Here is a 14340-nt window from a genome sequence, read left to right on the forward strand (position 1 = left end):
AGGAACCCGACGATGGTTGCTTTTCTCCGGCTCGCGCTGCGCCGCGTCGCGATGATGCCGGTGATGATCCTCGGCATCGCGTTGCTCGTCTTCGTGGTGCTGCAGTTCTCGCCGGTCGACCCGGCCTTCAACGCGCTCGGGGAGAGCGCCACTCCCGAGGCCCGGGAGGCGTTCGCCGAGGCCAACGGCCTCAACGACCCGCTGCCCGTCCGCTACTTTCACTTCCTCGGCCAGCTGCTCCACTTCGACCTCGGCATGACGGTCCCGCCGAGCCAGCCCGTGACCGACCGCATCGGCGCGGCGTTCCCGCTCACCCTCCAGCTCACCGTGCTCGGCCTGATCATCGCCGTCGTCCTCGCCGTCATCGGCGGCGTCGTCGGCGCGATGTACCGCGACCGCTGGCCCGACCAGCTCTTCCGGCTGCTCTCCATGGCCGGGGTGGCCGTCCCGTCGTTCTGGCTCGGCGTCCTGCTCATCCAGCAGTTCGCGCTGAACACCCAGCTCTTCCCGACCGGCGGCTACACCAACATGGCCGACTCCTTCGGCGGCTGGCTGCGCACCATGTTCCTGCCTGCCGTCTCCCTCGCCGTCCCCGTCGCCGCCTCCCTCGCCCGCCTCATCCGCACCGCGATGGTCACCGAACTCGACCGGGACTACGTCCGCACCGCCCAGGGCAACGGACTCCCCGTCCTCCTCGTCATCCGCTCGGTGCTGCGCAACGCGCTCGTCACCCCGCTCACCGTGCTCGGCGTCAAGGTCGGCTACCTGCTCAGCGGCGCCGTCGTCATCGAAGCGATCTTCGACCTGCCCGGCATGGGCAAACTCATCCTCGAAGGTGTCACCGGAGGCGACGTCGCCCTGGTCCAGGGCACCGTACTGACCATCGCCATCGCCTTCCTGGTGGTCAACGTCATCGTCGACCTGCTCTATCTGCTGGTCAACCCGCGCATCAGGACGGTGTGACATGTTCGCCACCGGCTCTCTGGCCAAGAAGCTCTCCCGTCCGGGCATCGCCTTCCGCGCCCTCCCGGTCACCTCCCGCGTCGCCCTCGGCGTCCTGGTCGTCGTCGTCCTCGGCGCCGTACTCGCCCCGCTGCTCACCCAGGACCCGCTCGCCACCGGCGACCCCGTCCAGGCCCCGAGCGGCGCCCACTGGTTCGGCACCGACCGGGCCGGCCGCGACGTGTTCGCCCGCGTCGTGCACGGCGCGCGCTACTCGCTCGTCATCGGCCTCGGCGCGACGCTCTGCGCGCTGATCGCCGGATCGCTGCTCGGCTCCCTCGCCGCCACCTCCCGCAAGCTCGGCGACGAGTCCGTCATGCGCACCCTCGACGTCGTCATGTCCTTCCCGCCGATCGCCCTCGCGGCCGTCCTGGTCGCCGTCTTCGGCACCAGCGTCCCGGTGATCATCTTCACCATCGCCTTCGTCTACACCCCCTCCCTCGCCCGCGTCGTGCGCGCCAACGTGCTCGCGCAGTACGGCGAGGACTACGTGGCCGCCGAGAAGGTCATCGGCGCCCGGCGCGGCTCCATCGTCCTGCGCCACGTCGCCGTCAACTGCATGGCCCCGGTCATGGTCTTCGCCACCGTCATGGTCGCCGAGGCCATCATCTTCGAGGCCAGCCTCTCCTTCATCGGCGCCGGCGTGCAGGACCCCGACCCCAGCTGGGGCAGCGTCCTCGCCTACGGACGGCAGATCCTCCTGGCCGGCGGCTGGTGGGCCACCTTCTTCCCCGGCCTCGCCCTCCTGGTCACCGTCCTCGCGCTGAACATCCTCTCCGAGGGACTCACCGACGCCTCCGCCGCGCCCCGCGCCGCGCGCGTCGCCGTCGACCCGGCCGCGACCACCGCACCCGACCCGGTCGAGGCCGCCGCCGAGACCGACGTCGACGCCGCCCTCGTCCGGCTCGCCGCCCACATCGAGGCCACCCCGTCCACCATCACCCCGGTGCGCGAGGACGCCGGTGAACTCCTCGTCGTCCGCGACCTCGCCATCCGCTTCCCCGACCGCTACGGCGACATCCCCGTCGTCGACCGGCTCGACTTCACCGTCCACGAGGGCGAGACCCTCGGCCTGGTCGGCGAGTCCGGCTGCGGCAAGTCCATCACCAGCCTCGCCGTGATGGGCCTCCTCGCCCGCAACGCCGAGGTCAGCGGCGAAATCCTCTACCGCGGCCGGGACCTGCTGAAGCTCCCGCCCAAGGAACGCCGCGCCCTGATGGGCCCCGAGATCGCGATGGTCTACCAGGACGCGCTCTCCTCCCTCAACCCCTCCGTCCTCGTCGGCACCCAGCTGCGGCAGCTGACCTCGCGCGGCGGTACGAAGACACCCGCCGAACTCCTGGAACTCGTCGGCCTCTCACCCGAACGCACCCTGCGCAGCTACCCGCACGAACTCTCCGGCGGCCAGCGCCAGCGCGTCCTCATCGCGATGGCCCTCTCCCGCAGCCCCCGCCTGCTCATCGCGGACGAACCGACCACCGCCCTCGACGTCACCGTCCAGGCCCAGGTCGTCGAACTCCTCGTCGAGCTCCGCGACGAACTCGGCTTCGCCATGGTCCTGGTCTCGCACGACCTCGCCCTGGTCGGCGACCTCTCGCACCGGGTCGCCGTGATGTACGCCGGCCGGCTCGCCGAGGTCGGCGCCACCCGGTCCGTCCTCACCGACCCCAGCCACCACTACAGCCGCGGCCTGCTCGGCTCCGTGGTCTCGCTGGAGGCCGGTGCCCAGCGGCTCCACCAGATCCGCGGCATCGTCCCCGCCCCCCAGGGCTTCGGCGCCGGCTGCCGGTTCGCCGGCCGCTGCGCCGCCGCCACCGAACTCTGCCGCACCACCACCCCCGCGCTCACCGCGCGCGGCACCGCCGACGACCACGGCTTCGCCTGCCACCACCCGGCGGACGCCGCGAAGAAGCTGGAAGGGAGCGCCCTGTGATCAGGCTCGACGGCGTTCACGTACGCCACAAGGCACGCGGCGGCGGCCTCTTCGGCCGCACGGCCGTGCACGCCCTGACCGATGCCACCCTGGAGGTGTCCCGCGGCGAGATCGTCGGCCTGGTCGGCGAGTCCGGCTGCGGCAAATCGACGCTCGCCCGGGTCCTCACCGGACTCCAGAAGCCCACCGAGGGCGAGGTCCGCTTCCACGGCAAGGACCTGTGGACCATGCCGGGGGCCGAGCGCCGCCACGACTTCGGCTCCGCCGTCGGCGTCGTCTTCCAGGACCCCTCCACCGCGCTCAACCCCCGCCTCACGGTCCGTCAGATCCTGCGCGACCCGCTCGATGTGCACCGCCGGGGCACCCGGGCGGAGCGCGAGGCGCGGGTCGCGGAACTGCTCGACCTGGTCGGCCTGCCCGGACACACCCTGGCCGCGCTGCCCGGCCAGCTCTCCGGCGGCCAGCGCCAGCGCGTCGCCATCGCCCGCGCGCTCGCCCTGGAACCGGAGCTGATCGTCGCCGACGAACCCACCTCCGCCCTCGACGTCTCCGTGCGCGCCCAGGTCCTCAACCTCCTGGTGGACCTGCGCGACCGGCTCGGCCTCGGCATGGTGTTCATCTCGCACGACATCCAGACCGTGCGCTACCTCGCCGACCGCATCGCCGTCCTCTACCTCGGCCGCATCGTCGAGGAGGGCCCCGCGGACCGGGTGGCCACGAGCCCCCGCCACCCGTACACCGAGGCCCTGCTCTCCGCGACGCCCAGCCTCATGGAGGCCACGGAGCGCATCGTGCTCACCGGCCCGGTGCCCTCGGCGACCAATCCGCCGCCCGGCTGCCCGTTCACCACCCGCTGCTGGAAGGCCGACGCCGACTGCTCCACCGCCTTCCCGGCCGCGACCGACGGCCCCGACGGACGCCGCTGGCACTGCGTCCACCCCCAGACCCCCACGTCCCCCTCCGGGGACCCGGCCCCCGTACCGTCCGCAAGGAGCACCGCATGACCGCCCGAACCCCCCGCTACTCGGGAGTGATCCCGCCCGTCGTCACCCCGCTCACCGCGGACGGCGCGCTCGACCGCCCCTCCCTGGAGCGGGTCGTGGGCCACCTTCTCGACGGCGGCGTCAGCGGGCTCTTCGCCCTCGGCAGCTCCGGCGAGACCGCGTATCTGACGCCCTCCCAGCAGGACGAGGTCATCGAGGTCGTCACGGCGTCGGCCGCCGGCCGGGTGCCGGTCCTCGTCGGCGCGATCGAGACCACCACCAACCGCGCGATCGAGCGTGCCCGCCGTGCCGCCGCCCTCGGCGCCGACGCCGTCGTCGCCACCGCGCCCTTCTACACCCGCACCCACGACCTGGAGATCGACCGGCACTTCCGGGACATCGCCGCCGCCGTCGACCTGCCGCTGCTCGCCTACGACGTGCCGGTCTGCGTCCACAGCAAGCTCGACCCGGAACTGTTGCTGCCGCTCGCCGCCGACGGTGTCCTCGCCGGGGTGAAGGACTCCAGCGGGGACGACGGCTCGTTCCGCCGGCTGGCCATCGGCGCCCGCGAACTGCCGGACTTCTCCGTGCTGACCGGTCACGAACTGGTGGTCGACGCGATGATGCTGGGCGGCGCCGACGGCTCGGTGCCGGGGCTCGGCAACGTCGACCCGCACGGGTACGTCCGGCTGCACGAGGCCGCGGTGCGCGGCGACTGGGCGGCGGCCGCGGCCGAACAGGACCGCCTCGTCGCCCTGTTCGACATCATCCGCGCCGCCCGCCCCGGCACCGCGTCCGCCACGGCGGCGGGGCTGGGCGCCTTCAAGACCGCGCTGATGCTCCGCGGGATCATCGCCACCAATGTGATGAGCCCGCCGATGCGGCGGCTGGACGCGGCGGAGACGCAGGCGGTGGCCGCCTGTCTGGAGCGCGCAGGCCTCGACCGCATCTGACGGAAAGTCATCACGGTACGCGGAAGGGGGCGGGCGGGACAGCGTGTGGCTGTCCCGCCCGCCCCCTTCGCGTGGTCGGGCGACTACTTCTGCGCGGCGCGGGCGCGGCGCATCAGCAGACCGCCGCCGAGCACCATGGCGGCGCTGGCGCCACCGGCGATGCCGAGGTTCTCATTGGCGCCGGTGTGGGCCATCTGCGGCGGCTTGTGGTGCTTGTGCGGCGTGTGGTGCCACCCGGTGTGGGTGGGCGGCGCCGGAGGAGTCGGCGGGTTGTGGTGGTGGCTCGGGGGGCAGTCGTCGTTGTGGTGGTGCACCGGCGGCTTCGGGGGCTTCGGCGGGTTGTGGTGGTGGCTCGGAGGGCAGTTGTGGTCGTGGTGGTGCACCGGCGGCTTCGGGGGCTTCGGCGGGTTGTGGTGGTGGCTGGGCGGGCAGTTGTGGTCGTGGTGGTGCACCGGCGGCTTCGGCGGCTTGGGGGGCTCCGGCGGGTTGTGGTGACCGCCGCAGTGGCAGTCGTGGTCGTGGCCGTGCGGGTGCGGCGGGTTGGTCGTGGGCTCCGGCGGGACCTCGGTGCCGCCGCCGCTCTCGTTCTCGCACTCGTTGCCCGCGGCCGGGTTCAGCAGACCGACGACGTTCACGGTGTTGCCGCAGACGTTGACCGGCACGTCGACCGGCGCCTGGATCAGGTTGCCCGACAGTACCCCGGGGGAGTTGGCCGCGACACCGGAGGCGCTCGCGCCCTGGGCGTCGCCGGCCGAGGCGCCCTCGCTCTCGTTCTCGCACTCGTTGCCGAAGGCGGGGTTCAGCGCACCGATGACGTTGACCGTGTTGCCGCAGAGGTTCACCGGAACGTGCACCGGCACCTGCACGGTGTTGCCCGAGCCGACTCCGGGCGAGCCGATCGCGGCGCCCTCGGCCGACGCGTCGGCGAACGCGTAGCCGCCGGAGGCGGTCAGGATGCCTGACGCCGCCGCCATGACGAGCACGCTCTTACTCAAGGCTTTTCGCATCGTTGCCCTTCCTTGGGACTTGTTCTCGCGGGTGCGTGATCGACCCGCATTCGTTCATCAGGCGGTGCAGCAACCGACGGGCCCGACCGACCTGCGGGGGTGGCCGTCCCGCCGGGCAGGCTTGACGACACCCATAACGAGGGTCGGGTGGGCGGGAAACGTGGAATCCGTGAAAATCCTGTGATCACTCGGAAGGTCTACGTATAGGCGTTCGGGTCGATGAATCGTCGGCTCTCGATGTATCTCTCGTACGGACGTCCGCCTCACCCCGACATTCGGGTGAATGCCGATAACCAAACGCCGGGAGGCCAGTTGATCAGGGCGCTCCGGTACGGGGCGTCCAGTACGAGAAGGGTTCATCGTGATCAAGAAGGTCCTGGCTACGGGCGCCGTCGCCGCCTCCATCCTCGGTCTCGGCGCGACGCAGGCGATGGCCATCGGCAACGACGGCGGCACCACCTCCGTCAACGGCAACGGGGCTTCGCAGGTGTTCGGCAACGCCGAGACGCACGGCGACGGCAGCCCGCAGTTCGGCCTGGTCCAGGGCTCGCTGAACAAGCCCTGCATCGGTCTGCCGGCCAAGGTCAACGCCGGTTCGCTGATCGGTCTCATCCCGATCGCGGTCCAGGACGTCAACGTCCTGTCCTCCCCGCAGAACCAGCAGTGCACCGAGAACTCCACCCAGGCCAAGGGCGACGAGCCGCTGTCGCACATCCTGAGCGGGATCCCGGTTCTCTCCGGCAACGGTGCCGGCAACAGCTGATCCGGCCGGTCAGCAGGCCCGGACCGCCGGCGTTCCTCCTCCGCGCGGTCCGGGCCTGCTGCTGTCCTTTCCGGGGCCACCCCGGAAGGGTCCCGGCGCATCCGGCCGTGACGCCGGATGCGCCGGAGCTGCGTCATTCGGGCGGATTCCGAAGAATATCCTCCGGGAAGAGTTTCGCTTACCGTCCTAAATCGTTACGAATGACAGCGGCGGAGTTACGAGTAGGGGCAGGACCGTGCTCGTGCGGCACGAACGTCGTAGCCGCTCCGGACTCCGCCGAAGAAAGGGTAGAAAAGTGAAGTACACCAAGATCGCCGCCGTCGCCGCCGGTACCCTCATGGCGATGGGCGCCGCCGCTCCGGCTTTCGCCGACTCCGGCGCCGAGGGCGCGTCCGTGAACTCGCCGGGTGTCATCTCCGGCAACACCATCCAGATTCCGGTTCACGTGCCGGTCAACGTCTGCGGCAACACGATCAACGTCGTCGGCCTGCTGAACCCGGCCTTCGGGAACACCTGCGTCAACGCCTGAGCAAAACCCGCCGAATTCCTTCGGCACCGGAAGGCCCCGGACCGCGCACAGCGCCGTCCGGGGCCTTTCTCATTTCCCCCGCACCGGAAAAGCGACCGATGTCCCGGCACATACGGCGCAGAAAAGCGGGACCTTCCAGTTGCCCACCCGTGAACCGCTCGTTGTGCAGAGGGAATGCGGCATGGATCACCGCCACGGAAGGCCGGTGCGGCGCGCGTACGCGACGGAAGGCCATGCCGCCGCAGAAGGGAATCCGACAGTGAAGTACGCGAAGACAGCTGCGTTCGTCGCCGGTTCCGTGGTCGCTCTCGGTACGGCTGCCCCCGCCTTCGCCGCCGCGAACCCCACGGCCCCCAGCTTCAGCCTCGACGGCGGGATCAACCAGGTGACGGCCGCGGCCCCGCAGGTCGTCGACCCCGTCTCGCAGGCTGTGGACGGCGCCGCCGACGCCCTGACGAAGGACGGCACGGTCACGAAGCTCGCCGGTCAGGCCACCGAGGCGGCCAAGGGCGCCGCCCCGCTCATCGGCGGCCTCCCGGTCGGCGGCTGACACCTCGTACGAAGGCGCGCACGGGCACACCGTTCGAGTGAAGCGCCACAACCATTCCCGCCGGGGCGAGTTGATCAGACCGTGCCGGACAGGCGGGCACACGCACAACCCGAGAAGGGCTTTTCAGTGATCAAGAAGATTATGGCCTCGGCCGCCGTCGCCGCTTCGATCGTCGGCGTCTCCGCTGCCGCCGCTCCCGCGGCCATGGCGATCGGCAACGACCAGGGCACCACGTCGGTCAACGGCAACGGCGCCGTCCAGGCCTACGGCAACTCCGCCACCCACGGTGACTGGAGCCCGCAGTTCGCGCTCATCCAGGGCTCGCTCAACAAGCCCTGCATCGCCCTGCCGGCCAAGGCCAACGTCGGTTCCGTGCTCGGCGTCGTCCCGATCTCGGTGCAGGACCTCAACGTCCTGTCCTCGCCGCAGAACCAGCAGTGCACCGAGAACTCCACCCAGGCCAAGGGCGACGAGCCGCTGTCGCACATCCTGGACAACATCCCGGTGCTCTCCGGCAACGGTGTCGCCAACGACTAGTCGGCACCCCGGCGCCCGCGGTTCCGTACCGCGCAGGGGGCCGGTCCGTCGCGGGGCAGCCGGATCTCCGGCCGCCCCGGGCGGGCCGGCCCCCGTCGCGTGGACGGGCCCGGCTCCCCCGAACGGGCGGGGCGGCTGGGCCGGTTGCCGTAGCGGCGGCCGCGGCCCCCGGCGGACCGGGTAGGGCCCCTCCATGGACCAGTACGGCAGTCAACGACGGCAGGACCCGCGCCGCTTCCCGCAGGGCGGCACCCCGATCTACGACCGCCTCCTCGCCGAATGGCAGGCGGCCCGCGACCGCGCGGCGCCCCCGGAGGCCGGTGCCCCGGGCCCGGCCCCCTCCCGCGCGAGCGGTCTCGTCCCCGGGGCGCGGACATCCGCGGAGAGTCCCCGGGACTGACGCCCAAAGCGTCGAACTTTTACCGGATTCAACCCTTTTGAGTGGAACTGCGGAACCGAAACCTCCGACGGGGGTTGAGCAGTACGTTCCCCAACGGAACGCTCCGAAAGGTGAAGCGTGATGAAGAAGATGATGGCCGGTGCGGCAGTTGCCGTGTCCCTGGTCGGCCTGTCCGCCGCCGCGGCCCCCTCGGCCATGGCGATCGGCAACGACGGGGGCACCACGTCCGTCAACGGCAACGGCGCCGTCGACGCGTTCGGCAACGCCGTGACCCGCGGTGACGGCAGCCCGCAGGTCCAGCTCGTCCAGGGTTCCCTGAACAAGCTCTGCGTCGGTGCGCCGATCAAGGCCAACGCCGGTTCCCTCGTGGGCCTGCTGGTGCCCGTCGCGGTCCAGGACATCAACGTCCTGCACTCGCCGCAGAACCAGCAGTGCGCCGAGAACTCCACCCAGGCCAAGGGCGACGAGGCCCTGTCGCACCTGGTGGAGGGCATCCCGGTCCTCTCGGGCAACGGGATCGCCAACAACTGAGCCCCACATCGCGGGCGGCCGGTACGTCCTACCGGCCGCCCGCGGTACGCACGATGCCCACCGCTCCACGGGGGAGGGGTGGGCATCGGTGTGTCCGGCGTCAGCCCAGGCTGCGGACCGGGAGGACCGCGTGCGCGGAGGACTCGATGACGGCCGGGTCCCCGGCGAAGGCCCGCAGGATGGCCTCGTCGACCGTGAGGCCCGGGGCGCCCTGCGGCCACGGGCGGGTGGCGAACATGGCGTGCACCTCGCCCTGGGCGTGGGCCGCCGCCAGCCACTGCGGCGGCACCGGATACTGCGCCGAGAAATGAGGGAGCGTCAGCACCGCCTGTCCGGCCTGGACGAGGAGCTTCACCGGCAGCCCCGGCTTCTCCTCGGCACGCACCGCGGCGCCGCCGACCGGGAGTCCGCAGCGCTCCAGCGCGATGCGCATGGCGCTCTCGCCGACCGCTGGGCCCTCCGATCCGTCGCCCAGGGAGTAGACGAGCAGGAACGCGATGTCCTGGCCCGTGTGGGGGTGTTCGCCGCTCCAGCCGATCAGGGTGAGGGTGCCCAACTGGGCCTGGGTGAAGGTGCCGGAGGCAGTCTGGGGGGAGGTCATGTCCGGCACCCTAACCGTCCGCGACCGGTCGATCGCCCTGCGTGTCACTCGATCGGGGGAGGGCGCGGGCGAGAACGGGCGGCCGGAAATAATCCGTTGACGCCGCTCCCGTACCGGACGCTAGGGTGTGCCGCGTAACGGACGGCGGAGCGACCGCCGTACCGACCGAGGCGAGCCGGAGGTGAGGACGTTGGCGAAGGCCATTGCGGTGGGCACTGCCCACGAGCCGAAGCACATCGATTCCACCCCCGTGGTCACCGGCTGACCTGACGCGTTCGTGCGCCGCCGTGCGCACCGCCGGGACCACCCTGTGAAGGGTCTCCCTTGTCTCTCTCGTTCTCCTCCTCCCTGTCCGCCTACGGCTGGGACGCCGGCTGGGACGCCGCGTTCGCCCCGTACGCCGAGCGGGGTCTGCTTCCCGGGCGCGTGGTCCGCGTCGACCGGGGCCAGTGCGATCTCGTGACCCCGATGGGCACGGTCCGCGCCGACACCGCGTTCGTCGTGCCCCGGGACCCGATGCGGATCGTCTGCACCGGCGACTGGGCCGCCGTGGACGCCGACGGCGACCCGCGGTTCGTCCGTACGCTGCTGCCCCGGCGCACCGCCTTCGTCCGCTCCACCTCGTCCAAGCGCTCCGAGGGCCAGGTGCTCGCCACCAATGTCGACCACATCGCCATCTGCGTCTCCCTCGCGGTCGAACTCGACCTGGGCCGGGTGGAGCGCTTCCTGGCGCTCGCCCTGTCCAGCGCGGGAGGCGACGCGCTCCTCCGTGAGGGGGCGGCGGACGGCGACGGGACCGCCGAGACCCTGGTCGTGCTGACCAAGGCCGATCTCGTCCCCGACCCGGCCACCCTCGCCCATCTCGTCGAGGACGTCGCACGCCTGGCGCCCGGGGTCCAGGTGCTGCCCGTCAGCTCCACCACCGGTGAGGGCGTCGACGTGTTCTCCGCGATCGTCTCCGGCGGGACGAGCGTGCTCCTCGGAGCCTCCGGCGCGGGCAAGTCCACCCTCGCCAACACCCTCCTCGGCCGGGACGCCATGGACGTGCGGGCCGCCCGTGACGTCGACGGCAAGGGCCGGCACACCACCACCACCCGCAACCTCCTCGTGCTGCCCTCCGGCGGGGTGATCATCGACACCCCCGGGCTGCGCGGCGTCGGCCTCTGGGACGCGGAGACCGGGGTCGGGCAGGTCTTCACAGAGATCGAGGAACTGGCCGGGGGCTGCCGCTTCCACGACTGCGCGCACGGGACGGAACCGGGCTGCGCGGTCCGCGAGGCGATCGAGGACGGCGCGCTGCCCGAGCGGCGCTTCGACAGCTACCTCAAGCTCCGGCGCGAGAACCAGCGGATCGTCGCCAAGACGGACGCCCGGGTCCGCTCGGAGATCCGGCGCGACTGGAAGCGCAAGGGCGCCGAGGGGCGGGCCGCGATGGAGGCCAAGCGGGGAAGGGTGCGGTAGCCGGCCCCCTGCTCGATGTCCGAAAACCGCGAGTGAAGTGTGTCCCGGGGACGCACACTGGACGGTATGAGGGACGAGGAAAGCAGGTACGAGGCGGTGAGCAGCCGCGACGCGCGGTTCGACGGGGAGTTCTTCTTCGCCGTCGCGACGACCGGCATCTACTGCCGTCCGAGCTGCCCCGCCGTCACCCCCAAGCGGAAGAACGTCCGCTTCTACCCGACGGCCGCCGCCGCCCAGGGCAACGGCTTCCGGGCGTGCCGCCGCTGCCGCCCGGACGCCGTGCCCGGATCGGCGGAGTGGAACGTCCGGGCCGATGTGGTGGGCCGTGCCATGCGGATGATCGGCGACGGGGTCGTCGACCGGGAGGGCGTCCCCGGCCTCGCCCGCCGGCTCGGCTACAGCGCCCGCCAGGTCCAGCGGCAGCTCAACGCCGAGCTGGGCGCCGGCCCCGTCGCCCTGGCCCGCGCCCAGCGCGCCCACACCGCCCGGGTGCTCCTCCAGACCACCGAGCTGCCCGTCACGGACATCGCCTTCGCGTCCGGATGCGCCAGCGTCCGTCAGTTCAACGACACCATCCGCACCATCTACGCCCGCACCCCGAGCCAGCTGCGTGCCGAGACGGGCACCGGGACCGGGGCCCGCCGGGCCCGGGGCGCCGGTGTCCCGCTCCGGCTCGCCCACCGCGGACCGTACGCCGCCCGCGAGGTCTTCGATCTGCTCGCCGCCGAGCAGGTGCCCCTGGTCGAGGAGGTCGCCGGGGAGCCGGGGGCCCGCACCTACCGCCGCACCCTGCGCCTGCCGCACGGCACCGGCATCGCCGCCGTCGACGAGCGGTCCGCCGGATCCTGGCTGGAGGCCCGGATCCACCTCACGGACCTGCGCGATCTGACCACGGCCGTGCAGCGGCTGCGCCGCCTCTTCGACCTGGACGCCGATCCGTACGCCGTGGACGACCTCCTCGCCGCCGACCCGCTCCTCGCGGAACGGGTCGCCGCCCGCCCGGGGGTGCGCTCGCCCGGCACAGCCGACCCCGAGGAGTTCGCCCTGCGGACACTGATGGCACCGGGGGAGGCCGGGGAGCTGGTCGAGGCGTACGGGAAGGTCCTGGACACCCCCTGCGGCGGCCTCAGCCGGGTGTTCCCGGAGCCGGGCGTCCTCGCCGCGTCCGCGCCCGGCGCCGGGCTGCGGGCCCTGGCCTCGGCGCTCGCCGACGGCGCGGTGCGGCTGGACGCGGGCGCCGACCGGGACGAGGCCGAACAGGCGCTGCTCCGGATCCCCGGCATGACCGTCCCGGCCGCGCGGCTGATCCGGATGCGCGCCCTGGGCGACCCCGACGTGGACCCGTACGACACCCCCGGCTCCGGCCGGTGGCGCCCCTGGCGCTCGTACGGGGTCCGCCGGACCCTCTGAGCCCTGCCCCGTCGACGGGATGCCCCGGGCACGGCCCGGACCTCCCGGGCGATCAGCCCCAGATCACCGCGCCCAGCCACGCGCCCGCCACCAGCAGGCAGGCGAACAGCTCGACGAGCACGGAGTAGCCGGTGGTCCGCATCACCGAGCGCACCGAGGCCCAGCCCGCGCCCCGGCTGCCCAGCCGGAGCCGTTCCGCCCCGTAGATCACGCCGACGTAGCCCGCGATCGCGCCGATCACCGGGACCACGAAGAAGCCGGCGATCGCGCCGATCCCGCCCAGCATCAGGGTCCGCCGGGGCGCGCCCGACTCGCGGGGACGGCGCGGCGGCAGCAGCGGTTTGAGGGCCTGGTTGAGCAGCAGCAGCGCGGTGGAGGCGATCAGGACGCCCCAGGCGGCCGGTGACATGTCCGTCAGCGCCCACCACAGCACGGCGGCCCAGACGATCGCCTGACCCGGCACACCGGGCACCAGCACACCGATCAGGCCGAGCAGCATGACCAGGCCGACGGCGACGAGCTGCCACACACTCATGCCACCAGCCTGCCGGAGTCCGGCCGGTCCCGCCCGTCGTCGCACCCCGGCCCGGCGGGCGTCGGTGCAGCTCAGAGGGTGTGCGGACCGGCCCCGAGGGGTGTCAGCGGGCGACCCAGCCCCGTTCGAAGGCGTGCCACCCCAGCTGGAGCCGGGTCGAGACCCCGGTCAGCTCCATGAGGCCCTTGACCCGGCGCTGCACCGTGCGCAGCCCGAGATCCAGCTGTTTGGCCACGCTGGCGTCGGTCAGCCCGGCCAGCAGCAGGGACAGGATCTCCAGATCCGTCGGATCGGGACCCGCCGCGTCCTCGCCGATGCCGCCGCTCTCGGCCAGCCGCAGCGGCATCGCCTCGCGCCACACCGCCTCGAAGAGCCCCGTCAGCGACTCCAGCAGCCCCGAGCCGTGCACCACGAGCGCGGCGGGATCCGCGCCCCGGCCGGTCAGCGGCACCATCGCCATCGCGCCGTCGGCGATGACCAGTTTCGTGGGGACCCGGTCGACCACCCGGCACTGCTCGTGGCGGCTCAGCGCCGCCGACAGCTCCACGATCCCCGAGGGCAGCGCCAGCACCTCGCGCTCCACCACCACCCGGAAGGAGACCCCGCGCGCGGCGGCCTGCTCCTCCGACTCGTTCTCCATCCCGCTGACCGCGATCGGCTTCCCGGTGACCAGGGCGCAGACCTCGTGCACCGCCCCCAGCTGCAACTGGTGGAAGCGGTGCGCCACCGCGCTCGCGCCCGTGACCACCTCGACCAGATCGTGCACGGCCGGCTGGTCGGCGTCCATCCGGTACTCCTCGGCGAGCAGCACCGCCGCCAGCTCCGCCTGTTCCAGCTCGTGGCGCTGCTGGGTCAGGAGCGCCCCCAGGGCGACACCCGGGGGCGCCGCCACCCAGCGTTCGGTGCGCGCCGAGGACTGGGCGGCCAGACCGTGCTGCTCCAGCCGGCGCAGGGCCCGCTCGGTGTCGGCCTCGGGGAGGCCCAGCCGGTGCGCCAGATCGGACACCTCCGCGGCGCCCAGGGCCACGAGCGCGCGGTAGGCCGATTCCTGTCTCTCGTCGAGACCTATCGCTCCCAGCATCCTCGGGCCCCTCCCGGACGTGTGGTTTCCCCGGCGCGTACGGCGGCGCGGTGCGACGGCCGTG

Annotated in this window: 15 protein-coding genes and 1 pseudogene; 12 read left to right on the forward strand and 4 right to left on the reverse strand. The window is 72.5% G+C overall.

Going from position 1 to position 14340, the window contains the following annotated elements:
* Positions 1-12 precede the first annotated feature (12 nt).
* Genes ACZ4FH_RS06680 through ACZ4FH_RS06695 form a run of 4 tightly spaced genes read left to right on the forward strand, consistent with a single transcriptional unit; the run spans position 13 to position 4871 of the window.
* Complete coding sequence (locus tag ACZ4FH_RS06680) at positions 13-963, forward strand: ABC transporter permease (RefSeq protein WP_467302800.1); 951 nt, start codon at positions 13-15, stop codon at positions 961-963.
* Between the two features lies 1 nt (position 964).
* On the forward strand, positions 965-2935 hold the full coding sequence (locus tag ACZ4FH_RS06685) for a dipeptide/oligopeptide/nickel ABC transporter permease/ATP-binding protein (RefSeq protein ID WP_467302801.1): 1971 nt from the start codon (positions 965-967) through the stop codon (positions 2933-2935).
* A complete protein-coding gene (locus ACZ4FH_RS06690) occupies positions 2932-3939 on the forward strand; it encodes an ABC transporter ATP-binding protein (protein WP_467302802.1) in 1008 nt (335 codons plus the stop codon). The genes ACZ4FH_RS06685 and ACZ4FH_RS06690 overlap by 4 nt, the downstream gene beginning before the upstream one ends.
* A complete protein-coding gene (locus ACZ4FH_RS06695) occupies positions 3936-4871 on the forward strand; it encodes a dihydrodipicolinate synthase family protein (protein WP_383641693.1) in 936 nt (311 codons plus the stop codon). The genes ACZ4FH_RS06690 and ACZ4FH_RS06695 overlap by 4 nt, the downstream gene beginning before the upstream one ends.
* A gap of 83 nt (positions 4872-4954) precedes the next feature.
* Here the strand turns inward: ACZ4FH_RS06695 and ACZ4FH_RS06700 are convergent, their stop codons facing one another.
* Positions 4955-5854, reverse strand: a complete 900-nt coding sequence (locus ACZ4FH_RS06700; protein ID WP_467303082.1) for a chaplin — start codon at positions 5852-5854, stop codon at positions 4955-4957.
* A gap of 385 nt (positions 5855-6239) precedes the next feature.
* Between ACZ4FH_RS06700 and ACZ4FH_RS06705 the strand changes: the two genes are divergently transcribed.
* The 6 genes from ACZ4FH_RS06705 (at position 6240) to ACZ4FH_RS06730 (ending at position 9188) form a co-directional block, all read left to right on the forward strand.
* Complete coding sequence (locus tag ACZ4FH_RS06705; RefSeq protein WP_467302804.1) at positions 6240-6641, forward strand: rodlin; 402 nt, start codon at positions 6240-6242, stop codon at positions 6639-6641.
* Between the two features lie 295 nt (positions 6642-6936).
* Positions 6937-7170, forward strand: coding sequence for a chaplin (locus ACZ4FH_RS06710; protein ID WP_467302806.1), 234 nt, complete (start codon positions 6937-6939; stop codon positions 7168-7170).
* A gap of 259 nt (positions 7171-7429) precedes the next feature.
* Positions 7430-7720 (forward strand): hypothetical protein, encoded by a 291-nt coding sequence (locus ACZ4FH_RS06715; protein WP_467302807.1) that lies wholly within the window; start codon positions 7430-7432, stop codon positions 7718-7720.
* A gap of 126 nt (positions 7721-7846) precedes the next feature.
* The gene (locus tag ACZ4FH_RS06720; RefSeq protein ID WP_467302809.1) at positions 7847-8257 is read left to right on the forward strand and encodes a rodlin; all 411 of its coding nucleotides are present in this window, start codon (positions 7847-7849) and stop codon (positions 8255-8257) included.
* Positions 8258-8450: 193 nt separating this feature from the next.
* Positions 8451-8657 (forward strand): hypothetical protein, encoded by a 207-nt coding sequence (locus ACZ4FH_RS06725; RefSeq protein WP_467302811.1) that lies wholly within the window; start codon positions 8451-8453, stop codon positions 8655-8657.
* 120 nt (positions 8658-8777) lie between these two features.
* Entirely contained in the window at positions 8778-9188 is a 411-nt protein-coding gene (locus ACZ4FH_RS06730; RefSeq protein WP_467302813.1) for a rodlin, read from the forward strand.
* A gap of 100 nt (positions 9189-9288) precedes the next feature.
* Here the strand turns inward: ACZ4FH_RS06730 and ACZ4FH_RS06735 are convergent, their stop codons facing one another.
* Positions 9289-9789, reverse strand: a complete 501-nt coding sequence (locus ACZ4FH_RS06735) for a DUF5949 family protein (protein ID WP_383639199.1) — start codon at positions 9787-9789, stop codon at positions 9289-9291.
* 324 nt (positions 9790-10113) lie between these two features.
* Here ACZ4FH_RS06735 and rsgA point away from each other — a divergent pair, with 324 nt between their 5' ends.
* Positions 10114-11250: a ribosome small subunit-dependent GTPase A gene (gene rsgA, locus ACZ4FH_RS06740; RefSeq protein ID WP_467302816.1), complete on the forward strand. Its 1137-nt coding sequence runs from the start codon at positions 10114-10116 to the stop codon at positions 11248-11250.
* Positions 11251-11316: 66 nt separating this feature from the next.
* A pseudogene (locus ACZ4FH_RS06745) lies at positions 11317-12788 on the forward strand (DNA-3-methyladenine glycosylase 2 family protein).
* Here the strand turns inward: ACZ4FH_RS06745 and ACZ4FH_RS06750 are convergent.
* Positions 12713-13195: a DUF456 domain-containing protein gene (locus ACZ4FH_RS06750; protein ID WP_383639208.1), complete on the reverse strand. Its 483-nt coding sequence runs from the start codon at positions 13193-13195 to the stop codon at positions 12713-12715. The pseudogene ACZ4FH_RS06745 and the gene ACZ4FH_RS06750 overlap by 76 nt on opposite strands.
* A gap of 103 nt (positions 13196-13298) precedes the next feature.
* Entirely contained in the window at positions 13299-14276 is a 978-nt protein-coding gene (locus ACZ4FH_RS06755; RefSeq protein ID WP_467302818.1) for a helix-turn-helix domain-containing protein, read from the reverse strand.
* Between the last annotated feature and the right edge of the window lie 64 nt (positions 14277-14340).

This window comes from Streptomyces sp. NPDC024555 (assembly GCF_055559335.1).